Annotated in this window: 18 protein-coding genes and 2 pseudogenes; 7 read left to right on the top strand and 13 right to left on the bottom strand. The window is 71.2% G+C overall.

Going from position 1 to position 25,141, the window contains the following annotated elements:
• Positions 1–23 precede the first annotated feature (23 nt).
• Positions 24–1,196, top strand: coding sequence for a thiolase C-terminal domain-containing protein (locus tag ACIHFE_RS12550; RefSeq protein ID WP_400105827.1), 1,173 nt, complete (start codon positions 24–26; stop codon positions 1,194–1,196).
• Positions 1,197–1,318: 122 nt separating this feature from the next.
• A complete protein-coding gene (locus ACIHFE_RS12545) occupies positions 1,319–2,011 on the top strand; it encodes a pyridoxal 5'-phosphate synthase (RefSeq protein ID WP_400105826.1) in 693 nt (230 codons plus the stop codon).
• Here ACIHFE_RS12545 and ACIHFE_RS12540 read toward each other — a convergent pair.
• Positions 1,960–2,568, bottom strand: coding sequence for a GNAT family N-acetyltransferase (locus tag ACIHFE_RS12540; protein ID WP_400105825.1), 609 nt, complete (start codon positions 2,566–2,568; stop codon positions 1,960–1,962). The genes ACIHFE_RS12545 and ACIHFE_RS12540 overlap by 52 nt on opposite strands.
• Positions 2,569–3,092: 524 nt before the next feature.
• A pseudogene (locus ACIHFE_RS12535) lies at positions 3,093–3,476 on the bottom strand (Zn-ribbon domain-containing OB-fold protein); the annotation flags it as partial.
• Positions 3,477–3,593: 117 nt separating this feature from the next.
• On the opposite strand from ACIHFE_RS12535, the gene ACIHFE_RS12530 reads away from it, so the two are divergent.
• The 3 genes from ACIHFE_RS12530 to ACIHFE_RS12520 all read left to right on the top strand — a co-directional run bounded on the left by ACIHFE_RS12530 (position 3,594) and on the right by ACIHFE_RS12520 (position 7,474).
• Entirely contained in the window at positions 3,594–5,819 is a 2,226-nt protein-coding gene (locus tag ACIHFE_RS12530; RefSeq protein WP_400105824.1) for an acetate--CoA ligase family protein, read from the top strand.
• A gap of 91 nt (positions 5,820–5,910) precedes the next feature.
• Positions 5,911–6,768, top strand: coding sequence for an enoyl-CoA hydratase/isomerase family protein (locus tag ACIHFE_RS12525; protein ID WP_400105823.1), 858 nt, complete (start codon positions 5,911–5,913; stop codon positions 6,766–6,768).
• Positions 6,769–6,844: 76 nt separating this feature from the next.
• Positions 6,845–7,474 (top strand): flavin reductase family protein, encoded by a 630-nt coding sequence (locus ACIHFE_RS12520; protein ID WP_400105822.1) that lies wholly within the window; start codon positions 6,845–6,847, stop codon positions 7,472–7,474.
• Between the two features lie 66 nt (positions 7,475–7,540).
• On the opposite strand, the gene ACIHFE_RS12515 is transcribed toward ACIHFE_RS12520, so the two are convergent.
• The 5 genes from ACIHFE_RS12515 to ACIHFE_RS12495 form a co-directional block, all read right to left on the bottom strand.
• Complete coding sequence (locus ACIHFE_RS12515) at positions 7,541–8,677, bottom strand: hypothetical protein (protein ID WP_400105821.1); 1,137 nt, start codon at positions 8,675–8,677, stop codon at positions 7,541–7,543.
• A 249-nt stretch (positions 8,678–8,926) separates the two neighbouring features.
• Positions 8,927–9,991 carry a Zn-dependent alcohol dehydrogenase gene (locus ACIHFE_RS12510; protein WP_400105820.1) on the bottom strand — a complete coding sequence of 355 codons (1,065 nt, stop codon included), beginning with the start codon at positions 9,989–9,991 and terminating at the stop codon, positions 8,927–8,929.
• Between the two features lie 190 nt (positions 9,992–10,181).
• Positions 10,182–11,645, bottom strand: coding sequence for an aldehyde dehydrogenase family protein (locus ACIHFE_RS12505; RefSeq protein WP_400105819.1), 1,464 nt, complete (start codon positions 11,643–11,645; stop codon positions 10,182–10,184).
• Positions 11,642–12,805 carry an acyl-CoA dehydrogenase family protein gene (locus ACIHFE_RS12500; RefSeq protein ID WP_400105818.1) on the bottom strand — a complete coding sequence of 388 codons (1,164 nt, stop codon included), beginning with the start codon at positions 12,803–12,805 and terminating at the stop codon, positions 11,642–11,644. The genes ACIHFE_RS12505 and ACIHFE_RS12500 overlap by 4 nt, the downstream gene beginning before the upstream one ends.
• Positions 12,806–12,878: 73 nt before the next feature.
• A complete protein-coding gene (locus tag ACIHFE_RS12495; protein WP_400105817.1) occupies positions 12,879–13,790 on the bottom strand; it encodes an SDR family NAD(P)-dependent oxidoreductase in 912 nt (303 codons plus the stop codon).
• A gap of 96 nt (positions 13,791–13,886) precedes the next feature.
• On the opposite strand from ACIHFE_RS12495, the gene ACIHFE_RS12490 reads away from it, so the two are divergent.
• Positions 13,887–14,813, top strand: coding sequence for a cyclase family protein (locus ACIHFE_RS12490; RefSeq protein WP_400105816.1), 927 nt, complete (start codon positions 13,887–13,889; stop codon positions 14,811–14,813).
• Positions 14,814–15,168: 355 nt separating this feature from the next.
• On the opposite strand, the gene ACIHFE_RS12485 is transcribed toward ACIHFE_RS12490, so the two are convergent.
• The 4 genes from ACIHFE_RS12485 to ACIHFE_RS12470 form a co-directional block, all read right to left on the bottom strand.
• Positions 15,169–15,657, bottom strand: coding sequence for an ATP-binding protein (locus tag ACIHFE_RS12485; RefSeq protein ID WP_400105815.1), 489 nt, complete (start codon positions 15,655–15,657; stop codon positions 15,169–15,171).
• Positions 15,658–16,124: 467 nt separating this feature from the next.
• Positions 16,125–17,120 (bottom strand): acyl-CoA dehydrogenase family protein, encoded by a 996-nt coding sequence (locus tag ACIHFE_RS12480; protein ID WP_400106066.1) that lies wholly within the window; start codon positions 17,118–17,120, stop codon positions 16,125–16,127.
• Positions 17,121–17,122: 2 nt separating this feature from the next.
• Positions 17,123–18,298, bottom strand: coding sequence for an acyl-CoA dehydrogenase family protein (locus ACIHFE_RS12475; protein ID WP_400105814.1), 1,176 nt, complete (start codon positions 18,296–18,298; stop codon positions 17,123–17,125).
• Positions 18,295–19,530: an amidohydrolase family protein gene (locus ACIHFE_RS12470; protein ID WP_400105813.1), complete on the bottom strand. Its 1,236-nt coding sequence runs from the start codon at positions 19,528–19,530 to the stop codon at positions 18,295–18,297. The genes ACIHFE_RS12475 and ACIHFE_RS12470 overlap by 4 nt, the downstream gene beginning before the upstream one ends.
• Positions 19,531–19,622: 92 nt before the next feature.
• Here ACIHFE_RS12470 and ACIHFE_RS12465 point away from each other — a divergent pair, with 92 nt between their 5' ends.
• Positions 19,623–21,209 carry a class I adenylate-forming enzyme family protein gene (locus tag ACIHFE_RS12465; protein WP_400105812.1) on the top strand — a complete coding sequence of 529 codons (1,587 nt, stop codon included), beginning with the start codon at positions 19,623–19,625 and terminating at the stop codon, positions 21,207–21,209.
• Here the strand turns inward: ACIHFE_RS12465 and ACIHFE_RS12460 are convergent.
• The gene (locus ACIHFE_RS12460) at positions 21,191–23,482 is read right to left on the bottom strand and encodes a protein kinase (protein WP_400105811.1); all 2,292 of its coding nucleotides are present in this window, start codon (positions 23,480–23,482) and stop codon (positions 21,191–21,193) included. The two genes, ACIHFE_RS12465 and ACIHFE_RS12460, sit on opposite strands and share 19 nt — an antisense overlap.
• A gap of 775 nt (positions 23,483–24,257) precedes the next feature.
• Positions 24,258–25,083: pseudogene (locus tag ACIHFE_RS12455) on the bottom strand (serine/threonine-protein kinase); the annotation flags it as partial.
• Positions 25,084–25,141: the final 58 nt, after the last annotated feature.

Genomic DNA, 25,141 nt, shown 5'->3' with positions numbered 1-25,141 from the left:
GAACTGATGTACCGTCAGTTTTTATGAGCCCGGGCACCCGCAAGGTCGCCGTACTCGGCGTGGCGCTCTCCGACTGCGGCCGGCTGGACACCGTCTCGCCCTACGCCCTGCACGCCCAGGCGGCCCGGCGCGCGCTCGCCGACTGCGGCCTGGACCGGTCAGTGATCGATGGGTTCGCCTCCGCCGGGCTGGGCACCCTGGCCCCGGCCGAGGTGGCGGAGTACCTGGGACTGCGCCCGGCCTGGGTGGACTCCACCTCGGTCGGCGGAGCCACCTGGGAGGTGATGGCGGCGCACGCCGCCGACGCCATCGCGGCCGGGCACGCCGAGGCCGTACTGCTGGTCTACGGCTCCACGGCCCGCGCCGACCTGCGCGCCGGACGGCGCACCGCCAACCTCTCCTTCGGCGCCCGCGGCCCGTTGCAGTTCGAGGTGCCCTACGGGCATACGCTGATCGCCAAGTACGCCATGGCGGCCCGGCGCCATATGCACCAATACGGCACCACCATCGAGCAGTTGGCGGACATCGCCGTGCAGGCCCGGACCAACGCCGCACACAATCCACAGGCGCTGCACCGCTCCCCGATCACCATCGACGACGTCCTTGCCGGACCGCCGGTGGCCGAACCCTTCACCAGGCTGCACTGCTGCATCCGCTCCGACGGCGGCTGCGCGGTACTGCTCGCGGCCGAGGAGTACGCGGCGGACGCAGCCAAACCGCCGGTCTGGGTGCTGGGCACCGGGACCGCCGTCTCCCACGCCGCCCTCTCCGAATGGCCCGACTTCACCGTGTCCCCGGCCGCCGCCTCCGGACCACCGGCCTTCCGCCGGGCGGGCATCACCCCCGACGACGTCCAAGTGGCCCAGATCTACGACGCGTTCACCTATATGACCCTGGTGACCTTGGAGGACCTGGGCTTCTGCGCCAAGGGCGAAGGCGGCGCCTTCGCCGCGGACGGCAGGCTGACCATTGGCGGAGCACTGCCGGTCAACACGGACGGCGGCGGCCTCTCCGCCTGCCACCCCGGTATGCGCGGCCTGTTCCTCCTGGTGGAGGCGGTGCGCCAGCTGCGCGGCGAGGCAGAGGAGGGCCGCCAGGTCCGCCTGCCCGACGGAGCCCCGCCCCGCCTGGCACTCGCCTCCGGAACCGGCGGCTGGTTCTGCTCCTCGGGCACGGTGATCCTGGGACGCGACTGAGCACCCGGGGGGGGCGGGCCCGGCACTCGGCTCCCTTGGCCCGGCCCCCATACCGCCGGGCTCCCATGCGCCGCCCGGCCCGCTTGGTTGGATCTTGGTTGGATCTTGGTTGGATGAGGCATATGACCACCACCCCGCCGCCCGACGACCAAGCCGCCCAGCAAGCCTTCCGCGAGCTCCTGCGCACGCTCCGGGTCTGGGACACCGAGTTGCCCGCCTTCGACCCGGACACCGCCCCGCCCGCCCCGCTGCCCCTGTTCCAGCGCTGGCTGACCGAGGCGGCCGCGGCTGGCAGCCCGGAGCCGCACACCATGACACTGGCCACCGCCGACGCCCATGCACGCCCTTCGGTGCGGACGGTGATGCTGCATGACGCTGATCACCGCGGCTGGCACTTCGCCACCCACCGCACCAGCCGCAAGGGCCGGGAACTCCAGGTCCGCCCGCAGGCCGCACTGGGCTTCTACTGGCCGGCCGTGGGCCGCCAGGTCCGGGTGCTGGGCACGGTGACCCAGGCCGGCGCGGCCGAGAGCCGGGCGGACCTGGCCAAGCGCTCCACCGGTGCGCTGGCCGCCGCCCTGGTGGGCCGCCAGAGCGAGGAGCTGACCTCACTGGCGGAGCTGGAGCGCGCCTCCAGCGATGCCTGGGCACGGGCTACCCGGGAACCCGAGGCCCCGGTGGACAGCTGGCGGCTGTACATCCTGGACCCGGACGAGGTGGAGTTCTTCCAGGGCGACGCCAAGCGCAGGCACATCCGCCTCCGCTACCGCCGCTCCCCGGACGGCTCCTGGACCACCGGACTGCTCTGGCCCTGATGCCCGGGCACCGGGTCGGTGGCCAGCCGGGCATGCAGGTGCGCATCCCACATCCGGCCGTCGGTGCCCGGCATCTCCCCGCGCATGACGCCCTCCGGCAGGTAGCCACAGCGGCCGGCCACCCGGCAGGACGCCCGGTTGGGCAGCACATGGCTCAGCTCGATCCGGTGCAGCCCCACCTCCGGCCCGAACCCCCAGCGGGTGACCGCCTCCACGGCCCCCGAGGCCCGGCCCCGCCCGCGGTACTCCGGCAGCACCCAGTAGGAGATCCGGGCACTGCGGTTGATCCAGCTGAAGTTGGCCAGCCGCACATCACCGATCACGACCTCACAGTCCGGCCCGGCCATCACCACCGCGAACGCGGCCACCCGGCCCTCCTGCCAGCCGGTGATACTCCGCCGCAGGTAGTCATGCGCACCATCCGCGGTCGGCGGCGGAATGGTCACCGCGTTCCAGCGCCGGAAGTCCGGGTCGGCTATGCCTCGCTGCACCGCCTGGACATCTCCCTCCCGCCAGGGGCGCAGCAGGAGATCGCCATGCTGACCACCATGTGTCAACCGAACTGGTCCATGCCATGCCGTGGGTTGTGTCATAAACCCATTCAACAGGGCCGGAACAACGGCACGGTGGGCATCACCTCGACGACCCCGGACCGTCCGTCCCGAGGGTCGGGGACGGTAGGCAGGGCCGGTGCGACAGGCATGGTCGGAATGGCAGGCATGGTTGGGACGGCAGGCATGGTTGGGACGGCAGACATGGTCGAGGTGGCAGGCGCGGTTGGGCTGACAGGGACGGTCGAGGTGGCAGGCATGGTCGGGGCGGCCGATGCCTCGGGAGCGGCCCGCGCTGCCGGTGGGGCCAGCTCCGCCGGTGCGGCGGGTGGGACCTTTGGGGCCTGTGGGGCCAGCTCCGCCGGTGCGGCCGCAGCCACCGGGCCTATCCGGCCGTCCGAGCTTCCCAAACTCCCCGGGGTCCCCGGGGTCTCCAGGCTCCCCGAACTTCCCGGGGCGTCCGGAAGAGCCCGGAGACCACCAGAGCCCCGGAATCCCCCGCGGTCCCCAGAGTCCCGAAGGTCTCGGAGGTCCCGGAACACCACCCCCAGCCGCATCCCCACACGCAGGGCATCCGGCGCGCAGTCAACCACCTCGGTGGCCAGCCGCGGCCCCTCGGCGAGATCCACCATGGCAGCCACATAAGGCAACCGGTCATGGAACGGCGGCAGATCGTTTATATGGACCACGGACCAGGTGTAGAGCACCGCATCCCCACTCGCCTCCTCCCAGATGACGTTCTCGCTCCAGCAGTGCGGGCAGAACTCCCGCGGATAGTGGTGCGCCCTGCCGCAACCGGCCGCCCGGCAGCGGCGGATCAGCAGCCGGCCATCGGCGGCCGCCTCCCAGTAGGGCCGGGTGAACTCGTCGATCTCCGGCACATCGAACCGCCCATGGGCTGGGGAGCGTTCCATGATCCGCCCTCCCTTCTCCTCGCTTTCTCCGGTACGACGCGTTCCTGACGGTGAGTCAGCTCAGTACGCTGACTGTACGTCAGCTCATCGGTCCTCGAGCAGGAGTGGGCGAGAACGATGCTTGGATCGACTCACGGCACCCTCACCACCACCTCCCGGCCGGCCCGCGTGGTGGCCTGCGGCGAACGACCGGGCCTCACCGTGCACGGTGACGCGGGCGCCACCGCCGACCTGGACGCCGGCGGCCGCCCCCTGACCTCCACTGTCCCCGACCTCGACCGATTCTTCCGCCCCAGAACTCTGGCCGTGATCGGCGCCGGTGACACCGAGGGCCGCCCCGGCACCCGCATCACCCGGCAACTCATCGGCTGGGCCGACCGCGTCGGCGCCCGCGTCCTCCCCGTCACCCCCTCTCGTGACTCCGTCTTCGGCCTGCCCTGCCTCCCTTCCGTCCGCGAGCTCCCCGAGGGCATCGACGTGGCCGCCCTGCTCATCGCCAATCCCATACCGGTGATCGAGGAACTCGGCCCGCGCAAGGCCGGGTTCGCCGTGGTCTTCGCCTCGGGCTTCGCCGAGACCGGTCCCCAGGGCGCCCTGGCCCAGGACCGGCTGGCAGCCGCCGCCCGGAGTGCCGGGGTCCGCCTGCTCGGCCCCAACACCAACCTCAACGCCTTCGAAACCTTCCGCGAAGACCTCCACGGTCCGGCCATCGCGCTGATCACCCAGTCAGGCCACCAGGGCCGCCCGCTGTTCGCCCTCCAGGAGCTGGGCATCCGGCTGTCCCACTGGGCGCCCACCGGTAATGAGGCGGACCTGGAATGCGCCGACTTCCTCTCTTACTTCGCCACCCGCCCGGAAGTCGGCGCGGTCGCCGCCTATGTGGAAGGGCTCAAGGACGGGCGCGCCTTCCTCCTGGCCGCCGACCGCGCCGCCCGGCACCGGGTGCCGGTGGTGGCCGTCAAGGTCGGCCGCACCGAGGCCGGAGCCCGCACCGCCGCCACCCACACCGGCAAACTCACCGGCGCCGACGCGGTGGTGGACGCGGCCATGCGCCAGTTCGGCGTGGTCCGGGTGGCCGGGCTGGACGAACTGCAGGACACCGCCACCCTGCTGGCCCGCGCCCGGCCGCCGCGCGCCACCGGCGTCGCCGCGTATTCGATCTCCGGGGGCTCGGGGGCCCACTTCGCGGACCTGGCCACAGCGGCCGGCCTCCACCTGCCCACCCTCTCGCCCGAAAAACAGCGGGAGTTGCACCAGTGGATCCCGGACCACCTCTGCGTCGCCAACCCGGTGGACAATGGTGGCCATCCGGTGGGCGACTGGCGCGGCCGCCGGATCATCGACGCGCTGCTCGCCGACCCCGCCATCGGCGTCCTGGTCTGTCCCGTCAGCGGCCCGTTCCCGCCGCTGAGCGACAAACTGGCCCAGGATCTGGTGGATGCGGCGGAGCAGACCGACAAGCCGGTGTGTGTGGTGTGGGGCTCGCCGGTCGGCACCGAGGACGCCTATCGCCGGACCCTGCTGGGTTCCTCGCGAGTGATCACCTTTCGCACCGTCGGCAACTGTGTGACCGCCCTGCGCGCCTACTTCCGCCACCACCGCTTTGCCGCCGACTACCGGTCTCCCTTCGAGGATGCCCCGCGCACCGCCTCGCCCGCGGCCGGCAAGGCGCGGGCCCTGCTGCGCCCGGGCGAGCAGCTCAGCGAACACGCGGCCAAGCAACTGCTGCGCACCTATGGCATACGAGTGCCCAGGGAACAGCTGGTGACCAGCGCGGCCGCGGCCGTACGGTCGGCGGCCCAGGTGGGCTACCCGGTCGTCATGAAGGCATCGGCGCCCCGGCTCGCCCATAAGACCGAACTCGGCCTGGTCCGCATCGGGTTGACCTCGGCCAGCCAGGTGCGTGACGCCTACCGCGACCTCACCGAAATCGCCCGCTGCCAGGAGATCCCGCTGGACGGGGTGCTGGTGTGCCAACTGATCGAGCGGGGCGTGGAAATGACCGTGGGCCTCTCCCAGGACAGCCTCTTCGGGCCCACCGTGACCGTGGGCCTGGGCGGGGTGTTTGTGGAGGTGTTCCGGGACACCACCGTATGCGTGCCGCCGTTCGGCGAACGTCAGGTTCGGGATGCCCTGGCCGAGTTGCGCGGGCATGCCCTGCTCACCGGCGCCCGGGGGGCTCCCCCGGCCGATATGGACGCCCTGGTCGAGACGGTGCTGCGCATCCAGCGCATGGCTCTGGACCTGGGTGACGCACTTGCTGAGCTGGACGTCAATCCCCTGGTCGTACTCGAACGCGGACAAGGCGCGGTGGCCCTGGACGCGCTGGCCTACTGCGGCTGAACCGCCCCGCCGCCCCGGCCTGCCGTCCATGAACCGCCGGCCCACCCGTACCACCCGGTCCCATGAACCGCGGAACCTACGGAGCTCCTTCATGACCCTCTCCCCCCAGGATGTGTCCCCCGGCTCCGGCGACCTCGCCGAACCCGGTGGAGCCGATGGGATATTGATAGGGCACACCACTGACAACGGAGTGTCCTGGATCACACTCAACCGCCCGCAGACACTTAACGCCATCACTCCTGACCAGCGGGAATGGCTAATCTCAAGATTTTTTCGGGACTCTTCCGACCCGGCCGTCCGAGCCGTGGTGATCACAGGTTCGGGCAAGGGATTCTGCTCGGGTGCGGACCTCCGCACCGCGGCCGGACCGGCGGGCGCGGCACGGGTTCCGGGCGATGTGGCCCGTACCCTCCGGCTGGGCGCCCAGCGGCTGATCGGTGCCGTACTGGACTGCGAGAAACCGGTGATCGCCGCGGTCAACGGGGTCGCCGCCGGACTGGGCGCCCACCTGGCACTCGCCTGCGACCTGGTGCTGGCGGCGGAACGGGCCACGTTTATCGAGGTGTTCGTGCGGCGCGGACTGGTCCCGGACGGCGGCGGCGCCTACCTGCTGGCCCGTCTCGTCGGACCCCAGCGGGCCAAGGAGCTTATGTTCTTCGGCGATCCGCTGACCGCCACCGAGGCTCACCGCCTCGGGGTGGTCAACCGTGTCGTCCCGGATGGTGAGTTGACGGCCACGGCGCGGCGGTGGGCCGAGCGGCTGGCCGCTTCCCCCACCCGGGCGCTGGCCCTGGCCAAGCAACTCGTCAATTCTGCGGGCGAGTCCGACCGGGCGGCCGCCTTCGCCGCCGAAGCAGCGGCCCAGGAGATCAATATGAACACCGCCGACGCGGCCGAGGGCATCGCCGCCTTCCTGGAGCACCGCCCTCCGGTTTACCGGGGACGATGATGCGCCCCCGACTCAACCCTGAGATCTCCTGGACCACCTTCCCCGCCGCATTTCCGTCGGCTTCAATGGAGGGGTGATGGGACACGCGGGCATGGCCACCGCCGCCCTGCGCCACCTGCGCGCCCAGGGCTCCTTGCCGGTACCTTCCGAGGCGTTCCGGCCGGTGCTGCGGGCGGTGCGCGCCGATGAACCCCTGCCACCGCCACCGGAGGAATTCCGGCGTACGTTGGGCCACTTCGCCAGCGGTGTCACGGTGATCACCGCACCGGGCGCCGACGGCGAGCCACCGGCCGGCTTCGCCTGCCAGTCCTTCGCCTCGCTGTCGCTGGAACCACCCCTGGTGGTCTTTATGGTGGGCCGGACATCCACCACCTGGCCACGAATCGCCCGGGCCGGAGTGTTCTGCGTCAACGTCCTGAGTGCACAACACGGTGAACTATGCCGGGACTTCGCGGCCAGCGGCGCCCGGGTGCGCGACAAGTTCGCCGGGGTGTCCTACGAAGCGTCCCCGGTGACCGGTTCGCCCCGGCTCACCGGCGTACCCGCATGGGTCGACTGCGGCATCCACACCGTGCACACCGGCGGGGACCACCTGATCGTGGTGGGCAGTGTGCTGGCGCTGGGGACGGACGAGGCGGCCGCCGAGGCGGGGCCGCTGCTTTTCCACCGGGGCGCGTTCGGCACGTTGGGCACCTTCGAGGGGTGAAGGGCTCAGGGGTGAAGGACTCAGAGGTGAACGCCGAGGGTGCCCAGGGGGCCAAGAGACGGAGCGCTACTTGTCGGCTCTGACCTTGGCCTTGCTGACGCCCTTTCCCTTGACGACCTTCTTCAGTTCATAGCGCTTTCCGGAACCCGGCTTGCCGACACCGTAGAAGATCCGCGGTTCCTTGGCTGTACCGGCGACACTCCAGTTCCGGTTGAAGCCGCACTTTGCTATTTCCAGGTGCACTCCCTGGACCTTGCCGCCGTCCTTCATGGGCGACCAGGTGCCGGGGCCGTCACAGTCCTTGGCCTTGTCCTGGCCCGTCCCGTCCCACAGGTAGTTGTCGAGCCCATTGGCCACAGCGGTGCCGTTCTCGCTGAGCTCCACCCGGCCACCGCGCCCGTCGTCCCAGACGCCGGCCAGATCCGACTTATGCAGTTTTGGCGGTTTGTAGACGGCCACCAGACCGGTGCCGTACAGCGCCGCACCCAGCGCACCTATGGTCAGCCAGGCGATGGCGCCGTCCCGGGTGACTCTGCGGGCCATGCTGCCGGACCGGCCCGCCCGGACCCGGCGGTCGGCGATGCGGGCCACAAAGGCCGCGGGCAGCAGCCCCACGGTGAGCGACGCCCACCAGATGAGATAGGACAGCGGGTTGGCGAGCGAGAGGCTGCCGAGCGCCGCCACCGCGCCGAATGTGATCACCCCGGCCGCCGACACCGCGGCCACGGCGCCCGCGGTCCATGGCCAGCGTCCGGAACGCCCCGTGCGCCGTGCCGCACGGCGCGCGAGGGTGAGCGCGGGCATCACGGCGGCGGCTGTGACGAAGCCACTGAGCAGCACGGTCAACAGCAGCGCGGCCAGCGATACGGCGGCGAGCAGCAGGACACCGTGTGGCAGACCATCGTGCTCGCGGGAGAGCAGCACCAGCAGACCAGAGGTCGCCGCGATGACGACCTCGGCGCTCAGGGTGGCCATCGAGGCGCAGAACGCGGCACCGAAGCCGTCCGGCTTCTCCTCTTGCCGGGAGGGACCGTCGGTCCGCACCACCGCTTCGGCGGCCGGCTCCCCGACTGCCTCCGCGATCGTTTCCGCGGTCGGCTCCGGGTCCGTCCCCGCGTCCGCCTCCACGTCGGTTCTCTCGACCGCACCCTTCGCCGTCGTCGCCTCGTCCGGTATCGCGTCCGGCTCGGCTTGCTGTGTCATATCGGCCCCTCTCTCCCTGAAAGATTCCCCCAGAGGCCGAGAGGTTGCGTGGAGAGGTGTTTCGAGACCCCGCTCACCCCCGCTGATTCCGCCGAAAGGGAGGTCCGGGCGCACAACGGCACCGCGGCGGCCGCAGGCGGGCACCATTTTTTACCGGTTGATCCCTGATGAGTCGAGGGAGAGGGCGGCCAGGAAACGATTCGGCGAGCGACGGCTCAGCACGAGAGACAACTCGGAGCGAGAGGCGGCTCAGAAGGCCAGCACGCAGCGGGCCACCCGTCCGCCCCGCACATCCTCCGCCGCCCGCACAAAGTCCTCCACCGGGTGGACGGCCGTCACCAGCTCATCCAGCAGCAACCGGCCCTCTCGGTAGAGCCGCGTGTAGAGGGCCACATCATGGTGCGGACGGGAGGAGCCATAGCGACAGCCCAGTACCGACTTGTCGAGATAGAGGGCGGAGATCGGAATAGGTACCTCCGCTCCTCTGGGTGGCACACCGAGCAGCACCGCCTGGCCTCGCCGGTCCAGTAGTTCCACGGCCTGCCGGACCAAGTGGGGGGCACCCACGCACTCGAAGGCGTGGTCCACGCCATTGGGAACGATCTTCCGCACCGCGGCCTCGACATCCATCGCGGAGGCGTCCACAAAGCAGCTGGCACCGAACTTCCGGGCCGTCGGCTCCTTCGCCGGGTTGGCATCCACCGCGATCACCGGGTACGCCCCGGCGAGCCTGGCTCCCTGCAGCACATTGAGGCCGATGCCACCGGCGCCGATCACCAGCACGGATTCACCCTGGGCTACCCGGGCCCGATTGAGGACGGCTCCAACACCGGTCAGGACGGCGCAACCAAGGAGGGATGCCGAGGTCAGCGGCATATCGGCGGGAATCCGCACCGCCTGCACGGCCTTGACGACGGTGCGCTCCGCGAAGGCGGAGACGGCCGCGAACTGGTACAGGGGCTCACCGCCCCGGGAAAAGGGCTGCCCGGGCCGGCCGATGGAACGCCGGCACATCGTGGGCCGTCCCCGGTCACAGTCGCCACAGGCGCCACAGGCAGCCAGGGTGGAGAGCACCACGTGATCACCGGGTGCCAGATGGGTGACGCCCGCGCCGACCTTCTCGACCAGCCCCGCGCCCTCATGGCCCAGGACGACCGGAGCCGGGTGAGGAAGGGTGCGGTCGATGACCGAGAGGTCGCTGTGACAGATGCCGGCGGCGACCAGGGAAACCTGAACCTCGCCGGGGCCGGGAGCCCGGACTTGGAGATCGTCCACGACCATGGGCCGCCCACCGTCGAAGATCACGCCCCTCATGACCACTTCTTCCTCTGGTATCCGGTGGTGCCCGTTGGTACTCACGTGGTGCCCGTTGGTCTCCAGTGGTGTCCGGCGACATCAGCGGTGCCCGGCGGCTTCAGCGGTGCCGGCGGCTTCCGGCCGGCGGTGCCCGGCATGTCACCGGCCACCGGCCACCTCCCCCGCCCCCGGCCCCCGGCCCCCGCCCTCAGGACGGCCAGACCACCGACTGGAGTTCGCTATAGGCGTGCAACCCGAAGGAGCCGCCATCCCGGCCGATGCCACTCCCCTTACAGCCGCCGAAGGGTGTCTCCGGGTGCCGCTGCAATGTGTTGATCCCTACGTTGCCGCTGTACAGCCGGCCGGCGAGTGCCCAGGCCCGGGCGGTGTCGGAGCTGAAGACATAGTCATAGAGGCCATAGGACGTGCCATTGGCGATCCGGACCGCCTCGTCCTCATCCTCGAAGGGCAGCGCCACCACCACCGGCCCGAAGATCTCCTCACGGGCCACCGTCATCTCGGGAGTGACCTCGGCGATCAGGGTGGGCGCCACATAGAAACCGGGTGCCAGCGGCGGCCGAACACCGCCTGTGACGATCCGGGCTCCCTGACCCCGGGCCCCCTCGATATACATCTCCACACGTTTTCGCTGGTCATCGGAGATCAACGGCCCTATGTCGGTGGAGTTTTCCACAGGGCTTCCCATTGTCAGTGACTCAGCGTAGTCTTTGAGACCGGTGACGACCCTTTCGTACAACGGCCGTTGGACGAGCACCCGGGTCGGTGCCGTGCAGATCTGCCCGCTGTGGAAGGACCAGACCGACCCGACCGCCTTGATCGCCGACCTGAGCACCTTCTCGTCGGCGTCGCCCAGGACGATGGCCGCGCCCTTGCCGCCCAGCTCCATCAGGGTGCGCTTCATCGACCGCCCGGCAGTCTCGGCGATCTTCCTTCCCACTGAGGTGGATCCGGTGAAACTCACCATGTCGACGCCGCTTTGGGACACCAGCAGTTCGCCCGCCCCTGTCCCGGAGCCGGTGATGACGTTGAACACGCCGTCCGGACAGCCGGCTTCCCGGAATATCGGACCCAACTCCAGGCAGCAGAGCGGGTCCTGGGGCGCCGGTTTGGCGATGGCGGCATTGCCCATGGCCAGCGCGGGCGCAACCTTGCCCGCCAGGTTGGCGAGCGGAAAGTTGTAGGAGGTGATGCAGGCGACGACGCCCACCGGGCGCCGGACCGCGGCGGCGCCGATCAGGCCGCCGGGGGCAAGGGGGTTGGCCCGCACGGGCCACGGCGGGAGCGGCAGGACGCCGGGCTCCAGCGCGCCGCGCGCAGCGCGCCGGAACCGGTCCACGGCCGACGGAAGTTGCACGGCCGAGGCGACGCGCAGGGTGGCGCCGGTCTCGGCCTGGATCAACGGAACCAGTTCCGCCGCACGCTCAAGAAGAAGATCGGCCACCCGGTCCAGTACAGCGGCACGCTGTTGTGGACCGGTGAGCGACCAGCCGCTCTGCGCGGCCCGCGCGGCGGCCACGGCTTCGGCGACCTCGGCTTCGGTCGCCTCCGGGGCCTCCCCGACGACTTGCTCGGTCGCCGGATTGACAACTGGATAGTGCCCTTTGTCCGGCGTGCGCCACGCCCCGTCGATCCAGTGTCCATAGGCCCTCACGGCCGGACCTCCTTCAGCAGGCCGAGGACGCGCTCGGCGATGACGGTGCGCTGGATTTCATCCGAACCGCCATAGATGGTGTCGGCTCGGGAGAGCAGGAAGTGGCGTTGAAGGAAGTCGAGTTGGTACGGGCGGTCGGCGTTCCAGTCCTCCGGCCCGATCGCGGCGGCAGCGCCACGCACCAGCATCGCCAGTTCGCCGAGCCGCTTGTGCCAGCTGGCCCACAGCAGTTTGGCGACGCTCGGCGCCCCAGGGTCACCGGCCGCCCCCAGGGTGCACAACGCGTTCCAGCGCAGGGCCTGCAACTCGGCCCAGTGCCGTACGAGCCGGTCGCGCAGTACCGGCTCCGCTGCGGCCCCGCTGTCCACCGCCGTCTTGATCACCCGGGCCAATTCGGCTGCGAAACCAATCTGTTGGGCCAAGGTGGCCACGCCGCGCTCCCGGGCCAGGAGGTCTACGGCGACCCGCCAGCCATTGCCCTCCCCTCCCACCAGGTGTTCCGCTCGAGCAATGGCGCCATCGAAGAACACCTCGTTGAAATCGGAGTCCCCGTGCAGTTGGCGGATGGGGCGGACCTCGATCCGGCCGGGCTGGTCCATTGGTACCAGCAACAGGGACAGGCCCTGGTGGCGGCTCGATCCCCGGGTGGTCCGGGCCAGGACGAAGCACCAGTCGGCCTGGTGGGCGAGGGAGGTCCAGATCTTGTGTCCCTCGATCCGGTAGCCGCGGCCGCCATCGTCCCAGGTGGCGGCGGTCCGTACGGCGGCCAGGTCGGACCCGGCGCCGGGTTCGCTGTAGCCCTGGCACCAGATCTCCTCGCCGCTCGCGATGGCGGGGAGGAAGCGGGCACACTGTGCGTCGTCGCCATCGGCGAGCAGGGTGGGTGCCAGCAGTCGCTCACCGATATGCCCCAGCCGGGCGGGTGCCCCGGCCCGGGCGTACTCCTCGGCCCAGACGACCTGTTGGGTGAGGGTCGCCGTCCGGTTGCCATAGCTGCCGCGGCTCCGGTCCCAGGCGAGCCCGATCCAGCCGCCCTCACCCAGCCGGCGCTCCCAGGGGCGGCCGGCCACGGGAACCCGGCCACCGGCGAACTGCCCGGCCAGCCAGGCCCGGGCCGCTGTGCGGAACTCCTCGTCTTCCGGGCCGAACGCGAAGTCCACGCCCGCTCCTTCCGCCGGTGCCGCCCGTCCGCGGCGGCTGTGTCACAGACCGGGAACCAGGGGTTGTCGGGGATCAGAGGTTGGGCCGCGCCTTGGCGGCGGCGGCCTCGGCCATCGCGTCCACCAGGGCGAGCATGGGCATGGGATCGGTGCCCACGGTGCCGGGGAGGAGATCGGCGATCCGCTGGGGCGTCCAGGCCCCGTCCGCGTAGGCGGCCCGCAATTCACGGGGCTGTGCCCAGACCGCGATCTTGGGCCCGGCCACCGTGTAGACCTGACCCGTGACAGCCTGTTCCCGGGCCCGCTCACTGAGCAGGTAGACCACCAGGGGCGCGACGTCCTCGGCCTCCCCGATCTCGGCCAGTTTCAGGGGCACTTCGGCCGACATCCGGGTACGGGCCACCGGGGCCACGCAGTTGGCGGTGACCCCGTACTTCCGCAGGCCCAGTGCGGCACTGCGCACCAGGGAGATCACCCCGCCCTTGGCGGCGGCATAGTTGGCCTGAGAGACACTGCCCTGGTGGTTGCCGCTGGTGAACCCTATGAAGGTGCCGCCGCGTTGGCGCCGCATCACGGCGGAGGCGGCGCGCAGCACGGTGAAGGTGCCCTTGAGGTGGGTGGCGATGACCGGATCCCATTCCTGTTCGGTCATATTGAAGAGCATCCGCTCGCGGAGGATGCCCGCCGCGCACACCGCTCCGTCGAGCCGGCCGTAACGATCCACGGCCGTGTCCACGACCCGCTGGCCGCCGGCCATGGTGGACACATCGTCGGCGACCGCGGTCGCCTGACCGCCCGCCGCCTCGATCTCCTTGGCCACCGCGGCGGCCACCTCGCTGGTGGGTTCGGCGCCCGAGACCGATACGCCGTAGTCGTTGACGACGACCTTGGCGCCCTCGGCGGCGCAGGCCAGAGCCACAGCCCGGCCGATGCCACGCCCCGCGCCGGTGACGGCGACCACCTTGCCTGCCAAGAAGTTCCCCACGGTGGACACCCCTTCCCGCAGTTCTGACGGCCCGTTAGATTTTTGGGCAGCGCGGGCCGGAGCACAACCCCTACGGGCGTGGAAGGGAAGGCAACGATGTCACTGCCTGACGAGTTCCATGAGATCGCCAAACGGGTCAGCAACTGGGGGCGTTGGGGTGCGGCCGATGAGATCGGCACCCTCAACCTGATCAGCGAAACCGTCACCCGGTCCGCCGCCGCCCGCGTGACCAGCGGACGAAGGGTTTCGCTGGCACTGCCGCTGCGCCTGGACGGGGTGCAGAACGGACTGATCCCCGGCAGAGTCAACCCCCTGCACACCATGGTTGCGGTGAATCTGGAGATGTTCGGCCCCGGGACGGTGGCCACCAGTGACGACATGGTGGTCATGGGGCTGCAGGCGGCCACCCACTGGGATGGGCTCGGCCATGTCTCCCACAGCGGCAGGATCTACAACGGCCGCCCGGCGGCATCGATCACCGCGCATGGCCGGGCCGGGTTCAGCGGACTGGAGAAGGCCGGGCCGGTCGTCTCCCGGGGGGTGCTGCTCGATGTGGCCAGGGCCCGGGACGTGGAGCGCCTCGATGGCGGCCATGCCGTCACCCCGGAGGACCTTGCGACGGCCGAGGAGCTGGCGGGGGTGACCGTTCAGGCCGGCGACATCGTGCTGGTCCGCACCGGACAGATCCAGCGGTATCTGGCGGGCGACAAGGACGGCTATGCCCACCCCTCCCCAGGGCTCTCCATTCGCACACCCGAGTGGTTCCACGCCCGGGATGTGGCGGCGGTCGCCAATGACACCCTCACCTTCGAGATCATCCCGCCGGAGATCGAGGGCCTGTGGCTGGGGGTGCACGCACTCCACCTGGTCGAGATGGGGATGCTCCAGGGGCAGAACTGGAATCTGGAGGAGCTCTCCAGGGTGTGCGCGGAGGAACAGCGGTACACCTTCCTGCTGTCGGCCACCCCGGAACCGTTTGTGGGTGCGGTGGGCGCACCGGTCGCACCCGTCGCCGTCTTCTGACCCTTCCCGCGCACGGTAGTGCGATGACATGTGGGCCACAGCGCCCAACAGCGGGTGACAGCGGACACCGGCACGCGGGCCACCAAGTCCGGTTCTCACCCGACCGCTGACTGTTATGCGCCAATTACCAAAGGTCGGGCGAGCGGCGGCGTACAGATGCGCACCCCGAGCACGGCACCGTGCGCCGCCGCCCAGCTCCGGCGCTTGAGCCCTGTTGCCGCGCCGGTCCGCGACCCGCACTCGCCAAGGCAGCCCGGGTCACATGGGCCTCTCGACGTCCCCTCGCAACGAATCGCTTCATCCAAGGGTGATCAGGTGGCCACTTCACGTCAACACCTGGTCTGGACTTTGCCACCTACGCCCTATTTGTGACGGCGTGTTGTGGCTCAAAAGCACCACTCCACCGTGTCAACGGCGATGAACCCCGGTCGATCTCGCACCAGATGCGCTTCCCCGCACCCTCCGGCTGCCAGCCCCAGCGGTCGGCCAAGCCCTCCACCAGTTCCAGGCCACGGCCTCCGGTGTCATCGCCATGGGCGCACCGCTGCCGGGGCGGGCGGGCGCTGTTGTCGGTCACCTCGACCCGGACGATGCCCGCGCGGGGATGAGTGACCGCACCTGGAGTACCACTGGCCCCGGGGAACAACATCCGTAGCACGCCCGGGCATCCGGTGTGCACCACGGCGTTGGTGACCAACTCGGAGATCAGCAGGATCAGCGTGTCCGCAAGCGGCTCGTCAACCCCTATCCCCGACCCGGCCAGCCTTGACCGTGCCCACTTGCGGGCGCGGCCGACCTCGGCGGGGTCGGCCCGCACCTCCATCTGCATCTGAAGCACCTGCAACGCTCACACCATCCGAACCGGCGGACACAATGCCTCGCGCCCTAGTGGAGTCACCGAGGGTGATCTCCTTCCACGACAGCATGGTTGACGCTGAGTTACCCCGACAAACGCTTCCGACGTATTCCCGCGCAAAGTAATGAGTCTGCCGGAAACCGCGCGAAGCACCTGGCCGGGGTTCGGGGCCGGGATATTCACACACCCCACCCCCAACGAGAGGGAACCGATCGGGCAGCGGGCAAGGTCACTTGGGCAACCCCCATGCCACCCCGCATATCCGAACCGCTCGCATTCAAGGGAGCGTACCCGAGCGGGAAGCCGACTCCGCGCCGTGGCAAGTTACGCTCAGAACACAACTCGATATCAACGCAGCGTGACCTCTCTTCCCGGCCGAACTCGTATTTCTCTCGCGGGGCTTACCCTCCGCATTCACATCGCTCAGGGTTTCGCCCGAGCGGATTTCCGATCGACTACCTGGGACCGGCCGGGTCGTCGGCCAGAAGGCGCTCCGCCAGTTCGGTCTCGGCCTGGGCGGCCGTCTGCCACTGACCGGCCCTGAGCCAGGCCCGTTTGAGATGGGGATGGACATCGGCCTCCCAGGTGAATCCCAGGCCGCCATGCAGTTGCACACAGTCACGGGCGTTGCGTACGGCGGCCTCGTCAGCGAGGAGTTTGGCCGCCGAGACATCCGCGGGCAGCACGGTCAGTGACGCGGCGTATACGGCGGCGCGGGCGAGTTCGGTGCGCAGCAGCATCTGGGCGCACAAGTGCTGGACCGCCTGGAAGGCGCCGATCGGCCGGCCGAACTGCGTACGGGTCTTCGCATGGGTGACCGCCATCTCCAGAGTGCGGCCGGCGCTGCCAAGTTGCTGGGCGGCGGTCAGCACGGTGCCCTCCAGTCGCAGCCGGGAGGCGGCGGCGCCGGGGACGGGGCGGGCGTCGCCGAGCGGCGGGATTGCGGACAACAGGTGCAGGGGCGTGACCGGGTCAACGGACCGGATGGGGGTGGCCAACAGGGCGTGGACGGCGGCACCTTGGGTGTGCCGGGCTCCTTGGAGCAGTCGGGGCCGGGGGCCGTCGAGGAGGAGCACGGCATCGGCGGTGGCGAGGTGTTCGACGGGCCCCGGGCCGTCCACCGCGGTCACCACACAGGTGCCCTCAGCCGCTCCGGGCAGCAGCCCGGCTGCCAGGTGGGTGGCGGTCAGTGGCCCGGGCAGCAGGTGCCGTCCGGTCTCCTCGAAGACCAGTGCCGCCTCCGGCAGGGCGAGGCCGGCGCCGCCGTCCTGCTCCGGCAGCCGCAGGGAGAACAGTCCGGCGTCGCCCAGCTTCCGCCACAGCGAACGGTCGATGTCCTCGCCGGTGCTGTCGACCGACTCCCGCAGGCGCTCGCGGGGGTAGAGCGCGGCAAACAGCCGGCGGGTTTCCGAGCGGAGCAGCCGTTGGTCGTCAGTGAGCCGGAAGTCCATGGTCATCTCCAACTTCCGCTGGGCAGGCCGAGGATGCGCTCGGCGATGATGTTCTGCTGGATCTGGGAGGTGCCCGCGGCGATGGTGTAGGCCAGCGAGGAGAGCCGGTCGGCCGTCCAGCTCTGGTCGGCGTCCAGGGAGCGGGGCCCCAGGACTTCGGCGGCCGCCTCATAGAGTTCCTGGCGGGCGTGTGAGTAGCGGAGTTTGAAGACCGAACCGCCCACGCCCGGCACTCCTCCCGCTCCGGAACGCCAGGAGTGTTCGGCCTCGCTCACATTGGCCTGGACCAGTCTCCAGAGTGCTGTGAAGTCCGCGTGGAGCCGGCCCAGTCGGCGGCGCAGCACCGCGTCCTGCCAGCTGCCGTTGGCCCGGGCCGCGCGGGCCAGTTGGGCCAGGGTGCGCCGGCAGGCGACCACTTCTCCGGCGAAGGCGGTGCCGCGTTCGAAGGACAGGGTGACCATGGAGACCCGCCAGCCGTCGTTCTGGGCGCCCACCCGGCAGGAGACCGGCACCCTCACCTCGTCCAGGAACACCTCGGCGAACTCGGTGGAGCCGGCCAGGGTACGCAGGGGCCGTACCGTCACCCCGGGCGCGTTCATCGGCATGGCCAGCCAGCTCAGCCCCCGGTGCCGGGGTGCCGAGGGGTCGGTGCGGACCAGCAGTTCGCACCAGTCGGCGATCTGGGCATGGGAGGTCCAGATCTTGCTGCCGGTGACCAGGTAGTCATCGCCGTCCCGGACCGCCCGGGTGCGCAGGGCGGCGAGGTCGGAGCCGGCTTCCGGTTCCGAGAAGCCCTGGCACCACACCTCCTCGCCGCGCAGGATCGGCGGCAGCCAGCGGGCCCGCTGGGCATCGGTGCCCTCGGCGGCGATGGTCGGCCCGGCATGCAGCAGTCCGACGAATCCCGCACCCACATAGGGGGCGCCGGCCCGTTCGGCCTCCTCCAGCAGGATCAAGTGGCGCAGTGGGCCCGCCCCTTGGCCACCGGCCTCGCGGGGCCAGTGCAGTCCGGCGTACCCCGCCCCGTGGAGCGCCCGTTGCCAGGCACAGTCATGGGCGCGGCGGGCGGGCCAGTCGTCGGGGTCGGGTGCGGGGGGCAGGGTGGGCAGTGTCCGGTGCAGCCAGGAGCGCAGCCGGCGGCGGAAGTCCGCTTCCTCGGGGGTGTCGTCGAGGTTCATGAGGCGTCCGGCCGGTCGAGGTCGAGTCCGAGCATGCGGATGGCGTTGCCGCGCAGCAGTTTGTGGACGGTCTCCTTGTCCAGGCCCCGGACGTGCTCCAGGGCCACGGCCTTGGTGTGCGGGAAGGTCGAGTCCACATGGGGGTAGTCGGTCTCGAAGGTGGCGTTGTCCGGGCCCACGGTGTCCAGCGCGGCGATGCCGTGCTTGTCGCGGAAGAAGCAGCAGTAGATCTGCCGGTAGTAGTAGTGGGAGGGCGGTTCGGGGATCAGGTCGCGTACCCCGCCCCAGGCGCGGTGTTCCCGCCAGACATCGTCGGCGCGTTCCAGGGCGTAGGGGATCCAGCCCATCTGGCCCTCGCTGTAGGCGAGTTTGAGCTCGGGGAAGCGCACCAGGACTCCGCTGAAGAGGAAGTCGGCCATGGAGGCCATGGCGTTGTTGAACGACAAGGTGGCCTGCACCGCCGGGGGTGCGTCGGGCGAGGCGGCGGGCATCTGGGATGAGGAGCCGATGTGCATGGCGACCACGGTCCGGGTCTCCTGGCAGACGGCGAAGAAGGGGTCCCAGTGGCCGGAGTGGATGCTGGGCAGACCGAGGTGGGTGGGGATTTCACTGAAGGTGACGGCCCGCACGCCACGGGCCGCATTGCGGCGGATCTCCTGGACGGCCAGGTGCACATCCCAGAGCGGGATCAGGCACAGCGGGATCAGCCGGCCCCCGCTGTTGCCGCACCACTCCTCCACCATCCAGTCGTTGTAGGCGCGCACGCAGGCCAGGGCCACCTCCTTGTCCCGGGCCTCGGCGAAGGTCTGGCCGCAGAAGCGGGGGAAGGTGGGGAAGCACAGGGACGCCTCGACATGGTTGAGGTCCATGTCCTTCAGCCGTTCCACCGGATCCCAGCAGCCGGGGCGCATCTCGGCGCGGGTGATGCCCTCCAGGGTCATCAGGTCGCGGTCGAAGCCGGCGGCGGCGATGTTGCGCTTGTAGGGGAAGGCCAGGTCCTCGTAGATCCACCAGTCGGCCGGCGGCCCGTCGGGGTCCATGGTGAAGCGGTACTTCCCGCCGGTGTACTCCAGCGCTCCGATGCCGGTGGTCAGCGGCCGGGGGCCGCGGTCGCGGTAGACCGCCGGGAGCCAGGTGTCGAAGAGGTGGGCGGGCTCGATCACATGGTCATCCACGCTGACGATCAGGGGCAGTTCCACGAGAGCCCTCCGTTGCGAAGGTCGACAGAGCATGCGTCTGACGCTCCGTCAGTTTTTCTGTCGAAGCTAGCCGCCACCCCCTGGACCGGCAAGCGGCCGCCGCCCTAGGCTCGAAACTCCAGCTGATGCGGCATCAGTTCAGCGAGGTGGCCATGCTCCCTGTGCCCGGCACGCTGTGGGAACTTCTCGACCGCCGCGCCGGCCGCTCCCCCGGCGCACCCGCCCTGATCCAGGCCGAGGACCACCGCACCCTGACCTTCGCCGGTCTGCGCGAACGGGCCCTGTGCACCGCCGGCCGCCTCCACCGGCTGGGGGTGCGCTCCGGCAGCCGGGTGGTGTGGCAGCTGCCCACCGGAATCGAGACCGTAGTCCTCTGTCTCGCCCTCTCCCGCCTGGACGCTCTGCAGAGCCCGCTGATCCCGCACGGCCGGGACCAGGAGGCGGGCCATGCGCTGCGCACCACCGGGGCCGGATTCTTCGTGGTCCCCGGCGTCTGGCGCGGCTTCGACCACACCGCCATGGCCCACCGGCTGGCGGGCGGGCTGACCCGCCCGCCAAAGGTGATCACGCCCGGCGACCTGGCCGGCGCGACACCGGGGAAGGTGCCCCCGGAGCCGGCGGACGGTTCGGCCGTCCGCTGGGTCCACTGGACCTCGGGGACCACCGCCGATCCCAAGGGCGTGCTGCACACCGACCGCTCGCTGCTGGCCGCGAGCGCCGCCCTGGCCGGGGCCCTGCGGCCGGGGCCGGAGGATGTGGGCTCCATCGCCTTCCCCTTCGCGCATGTGGGCGGGGTCCACTACCTGGTGATGCTGCTGCTGGGCGGCTTTCCCGCGCTGCTGGTCGAGCACTTCGCCCTGCCGGCCGCACTGGACGCCTACCGCCGCCACCGGGTCACCATCGCGGGCGGGTCCACCGCCTTCTACACGATGTTCCTCGCCGAACAGCGCAAGGCTCCCGGCCGGCCGCTGCTGCCCGCACTGCGGATGCTGGCCGGCGGCGGGGCGCCCCGGCCGCCCGCGCTCCACCGGGAGGTCACCGAGGAGCTGGGCTGCGCCCTGCTGCACGGCTATGGCATGACCGAAGCCCCACTGATCACCATGGGCACTCCCGATGACCCGCCGGACCGGCTGGCCACCACCGAGGGCCGGCCGCCCGCCGGAATGGAGATCCGGGTCACCGCCGCCGACGGCACCCCGCTGCCCGCCGGTACGGACGGCGAGATCAGGCTGCGCGGCCCGGCCGTCTGCCGGGGCTACGCCGACCCGCACCACCGGGGCCGGGCCTTCGACCGGGCCGGTTTTCTGCCCACCGGCGATGTCGGCCATCTGACCCCGGACGGCTATCTGGTGCTCACCGGGCGGCTCAAGGACGTCATCATCCGCAAGGGAGAGACCATTTCCGCCTCCGAGGTGGAACGGCTGCTGCGCACCCACCCGGCGGTCGAGGACGTCGCGGTGATCGGGCTGCCCGACCCGGCCCGCGGCGAACGTGTCTGTGCCGTGCTGCAACTGCGGCCGCAGTCAGCACCGTTGACCGTGCCGGAAGTGGCGGACCATCTGCGCGGCCAGGGGCTGGCCGGGTACAAGGTGCCCGAGCAGGTGGAGGTCGTGGCCGAGCTGCCACGCGGTCACACCCTGCGCAAGGTGCTCAAGGACGAGCTGCGGGCCCGTTTCTCCGGCGGGGCCGGGCGTCAGCCGTCGGCCCGGTAGCTGCTGGTGGCCTGCTCGAAGAAGGAGTCCACCGAGCGCTGCCCGGAGGCCGGGCCGATCACCTGGAGCACATGGTAGCGGCCGTCCAGGATCAGCGCCGCGTTGCGGACATAGAGCTGATGGCCGCTGTCATCGGTCCAGTTGAAGGTGCCCTGCGCCCCGGCGTTCCGGCCGACATCCACCCGGCGCAGACCGGAGGCACCGGACCAGGCCGAGGCACGGAAGGGATCCAGCTCCGACTCCTTCTCCTCCTGGTAGACCAGCGGATCGGCACCGAACTCGGCGACCTTGTCCCGGCCCGGCACCACCAGCAGCCGGAAGTCGCCCCGGACGTACGTCACTTGGCCGCGCCCGGTGTCCCCCTGGCGCTGCCAGTCCGAGCCGACCGCCACCGTGAAGCCCTTGGGGTCATGGCGCAGGGCAACGCCCTGGGCCGGCTCACCGCCGGCGGAGGCACCGGGCGACGCGGCGCCTGCACCGCCTTCCGGAGCCGGGCTGTTGGGGCCTGCGCTCAGCGCCTGGGTGGCGGCGGTACGGTCCCCGGTGCTCTGGCCGGCGCTCTCGGTGGCACGCGGCATAAACAGCAGCGCATAGAGCACGGCCCCCACCAGCAACAGCAGTATCAGCCCCAGCAGCAGCCGGCCCAGCCGGTGCGGGCTGGCCTCGGCACGTACCCGCTGCTCCTGGAGGTAGGCGCTGGGCCGTTCCCCGCCCGGCTCCCGGTCCCCCGCTCTCTTGTGCCGCCCGTGCGGCGCCTCCGGACCGGCGGCGGTGCGCCCGCGCCGGCGCATCAGCTCGCCCCGCCGCCGGACGGTGGGCAGCCGGCCCGCCTCCGCGGCGGCGCCCGTCCCCAGGGCGGTGGACGGCACGGTGACGGTCCGGCTGCCGATGTCCGGCTCGGGGGCGGAGCGGATCAACGACCGCAGCCAGCCGCGTAGTTCCTCGAAGTCGGGCCGTTCCGCCGGGTCCTTACGCATCAGCGACTCGACCACCGGGCGCAGCGCACCGCACTCCTCGGCGTAGGCGGGGGGCTCCTCACACACCAGCCGGACCAGGTCGGCGGTGTTGTCCTCCGGGTAGGGGGCGTGCCCCTGGACGACCCGGAACAGCAGGGCGCCCAGCGCCCACAGGTCGGCGGCGGGACCGACCGGCGGGGCGAGCTGCCAGTTCTCTGTCAGGGGCCAGGCCTGCTCGGGGGCCCAGCGTTCGGTGACCGGTCCCACCACCAGCATCCGCGCCTGCCGGGCGCGTTCGGCGGCCAGCGCGCCACCGGAGCCGGCGGTCTGCGCCCAGCCCTCGGCCACCCGCCCGGCCGGGGCTCCGGACTGGGTTCCGGGCTGGGCTCCGGCTTGAACTCCGGCCTGGGCCCCGTTACGGCCCGAGGCGCTGTCCTTGAGCAGTGCGTCGGCGTTCCAGCGGGTGGTCTGCGGGGCGGGTGAGCCGGGGGCGGGTGCGGTGCCGCTGGCGGCGCTGCCGCCGCCCCAGGTGGCGGCACCGGCCGACGGGCCGGGGAGCGTACCGCGCGCGGCGCCGGCCTTGGCGCCCGCCCGGTAGGCGGCGATGGCCCCCGGCTTGGGCCGGGAGCCCGGGGCGCCGCCGGCCGCCTGGACCGGCACCCGGGCCACGCCTGCGGTACCGGCCGGGCCGGCGGCGCCGGACGGGGCCTCGGCGGTCACCGGTGGCACCGGGTCATAGCCGCACAGCGCCTCCTCCGCCGCGCCGGCCGCCAGCCCGGTGAGGATCGCTCGTCCGTCCTCGCAGATCAGCACGGTGCGGGTGGTGATGTTGCGGTGCGTCCAGCCCTGGGCGTGCAGGGCACGCAGCGCGGTGAGGATGTCGGCGGCCACCTCGGCGGCCCGGTGCGGGGACAGGGCGCGCTCGGCGAGCACCGCGGCCAGCGGGCGGGCGCAGACCAGTTCGCTGACGATCCACAGGCTGCCCGCCTCGGCGAACACATGGAAGACCTGGTCCAGCCGTGGATGGTCGGGGATCCGGGCGGCGGCGGTGGCGGCGGCCAGCGCCCTGCGCACAGCGGGGTCGCCGGGGCCCACCACGGTGCGCCCGGGGCTGGCGGCCTCCGGCCGGGCGCCGTTCTCCCCGGGCCCGTCCACCAGTTCGGCGTCCACCACCTCGGGCAGCGGGATCTGGCGGACCAGTACCTCCTGCCCGCTGTAGGTGTCGAAGGCCCTGGTCTCCACCAGTTCGAAGGCATCGGACGGGGGCCGTGGCAGGCGGTAGCGGTCGGCCAGCACCCGGCCCGCGTAATCGTCCACGACGCCTCCCCAAGCGCGCGATACCCGTGTTGCCAGAGCCCGAACGGCCTTACCGGCAGCGCGAGTTGCCGCGAAGCACGGCTGCGCACCGTCCGCGCTCCCTCACGATACGTGCCGAAGAGCCCCTTTCGGGGCCGTACGGCGCAGCTCGTCCGGCCGGCCCGCCGCCTCCCGCCGGCAATCCGGACGGACGGCCGGCCCAGTGGTCACTCGGCGCTCAACTGACCCTGCTGCCAGGGCTGGTTGCCCACTGCTGCATACCCATCCGGGCTGGTTCCGACGCCCAGGTGCCCGGGCCGGAAGAGCGCGGCGTGGGCGTGGTTGGTGCCCTTGCCGCTGTTCTTGCTGTCGCCGCCGTGCATCACCAGGGCGATCACCGTGCCGATCACCGCCAGCACCACCAGGGCGATCACCAGGATCAGCACCCGGCGCTGGGCGGGCACCCGCATCCGGACCAGCGTGGAGGTGTAGCCGCCGGCCAGCGGCTCCTGGATGTCGCGGGCGGTGGTCGAGGAGCCGGACGGGATCTCGTCCCGCAGCGGCCGGAAGGCGCTGCCCGCCGGGGTCTTCTCGGTCCTGGCGGGCTGCTGCACCGGCGCCCGCTTGGGCGCCTTCTTCTCGGACGGACCGGACGGACCGGACGGGCCGGACGCGCCGAAGGCACCGGACGGGGCGCTCTTCCGGGCGGCGGCCGGCAGCTCAATGGCCTGGGTGACGTCCAGGTCGGGGGCCGGCGGCCGCTTCTTGGCCAGCCGCTCGTCCGTGGTGTTGATGGCCTCGGTGAGCAGCGCCCGGGCACCCGCCTCGTCCAGCCGCTTGGCCGGGTCCTTGGCGAGCAGCCCGTACATAAGGCCTTCCAGCGGGCCCGCGTTCTTCGGCGGACCCAGCGGTTCGGTCATCACGGCGGTCAGGGTGGCGATGGCCGAGCCCTTGTCATAGGGCGGCGCACCCTCGACGGCCGCGTACAGCAGGCCGCCCAGCGACCACAGGTCGGCGGGCGGGCCGGGTTTCTGACCGCGTGCCCGTTCCGGCGATATGTAGGAAGGGGCGCCCACCAGCATGCCGGTGGAGGTGACCGAGGGGTCGCCCTCGACCTGGGCGATGCCGAAGTCGGTGAGCACCACCCGGCCGTCGTCCGCGATCAGCACATTGGAGGGCTTCACATCACGGTGCAGGATGCCCTGTTGGTGGGCGGCACGCAGCACGTCCAGCACGGCCAGGCCGACTTCGGCGGCCCGGCGCCACTTCAGGGGGCCGTCCTCGCGGATGACATCGGCGAGCGAGCGGCCCTCGATCAGCTCCATCACGATCCAGGGGCGGTCGTCCTCGTGCACCACGTCATAGACGGTGACGGCACCCTTGCTGCGGATTCGGGCAATGGCCTTGGCCTCACGCAGGGTGCGGGTGATCAGGCGGCGCTTCTCGTCCTCGTCGATATTCGACGGGAAACGAAGTTCCTTGACGGCGACCACACGGCCCAGCGTCTCGTCGTTGGCGCGCCAGACCGTACCCATGCCGCCCCGGCCGAGAACGTCACCGAGGCGGTACCGCCCGGCGAGGAGGCGCCCGGTCGTGCCCTGCGTCTGCTCCGCGTCCGACATGCGTCCCCTCTGGCATCCAGCTCTGCGACCAACCGGCCCCGGCAGAGCGACCATTGTC

The sequence above is a fragment of the Streptomyces sp. NPDC052396 genome, from assembly GCF_044593195.1.
GTDB lineage: Bacteria > Actinomycetota > Actinomycetes > Streptomycetales > Streptomycetaceae > Streptomyces.
This window is presented reverse-complemented; position numbering and strand designations above follow the sequence as displayed.

Bases quoted from the DNA above. Each gene is read 5' to 3' on its own strand.
- ACIHFE_RS12510 (WP_400105820.1), bottom strand. From the start codon at position 9,991: ATGAGGGGCGTGATCTTCGACGGTGGGCGGCCCATGGTCGTGGACGAT.
- ACIHFE_RS12470 (WP_400105813.1), bottom strand. From the start codon at position 19,530: ATGCTCTGTCGACCTTCGCAACGGAGGGCTCTCGTGGAACTGCCCCTG.
- ACIHFE_RS12525 (WP_400105823.1), top strand. From the start codon at position 5,911: ATGACCCTCTCCCCCCAGGATGTGTCCCCCGGCTCCGGCGACCTCGCC.
- ACIHFE_RS12520 (WP_400105822.1), top strand. From the start codon at position 6,845: ATGGGACACGCGGGCATGGCCACCGCCGCCCTGCGCCACCTGCGCGCC.
- ACIHFE_RS12550 (WP_400105827.1), top strand. From the start codon at position 24: ATGAGCCCGGGCACCCGCAAGGTCGCCGTACTCGGCGTGGCGCTCTCC.
- ACIHFE_RS12475 (WP_400105814.1), bottom strand. From the start codon at position 18,298: ATGAACCTCGACGACACCCCCGAGGAAGCGGACTTCCGCCGCCGGCTG.
- ACIHFE_RS12515 (WP_400105821.1), bottom strand. From the start codon at position 8,677: ATGACACAGCAAGCCGAGCCGGACGCGATACCGGACGAGGCGACGACG.
- ACIHFE_RS12480 (WP_400106066.1), bottom strand. From the start codon at position 17,120: ATGGACTTCCGGCTCACTGACGACCAACGGCTGCTCCGCTCGGAAACC.
- ACIHFE_RS12530 (WP_400105824.1), top strand. From the start codon at position 3,594: ATGCTTGGATCGACTCACGGCACCCTCACCACCACCTCCCGGCCGGCC.
- ACIHFE_RS12465 (WP_400105812.1), top strand. From the start codon at position 19,623: ATGCGGCATCAGTTCAGCGAGGTGGCCATGCTCCCTGTGCCCGGCACG.
- ACIHFE_RS12490 (WP_400105816.1), top strand. From the start codon at position 13,887: ATGTCACTGCCTGACGAGTTCCATGAGATCGCCAAACGGGTCAGCAAC.
- ACIHFE_RS12545 (WP_400105826.1), top strand. From the start codon at position 1,319: ATGACCACCACCCCGCCGCCCGACGACCAAGCCGCCCAGCAAGCCTTC.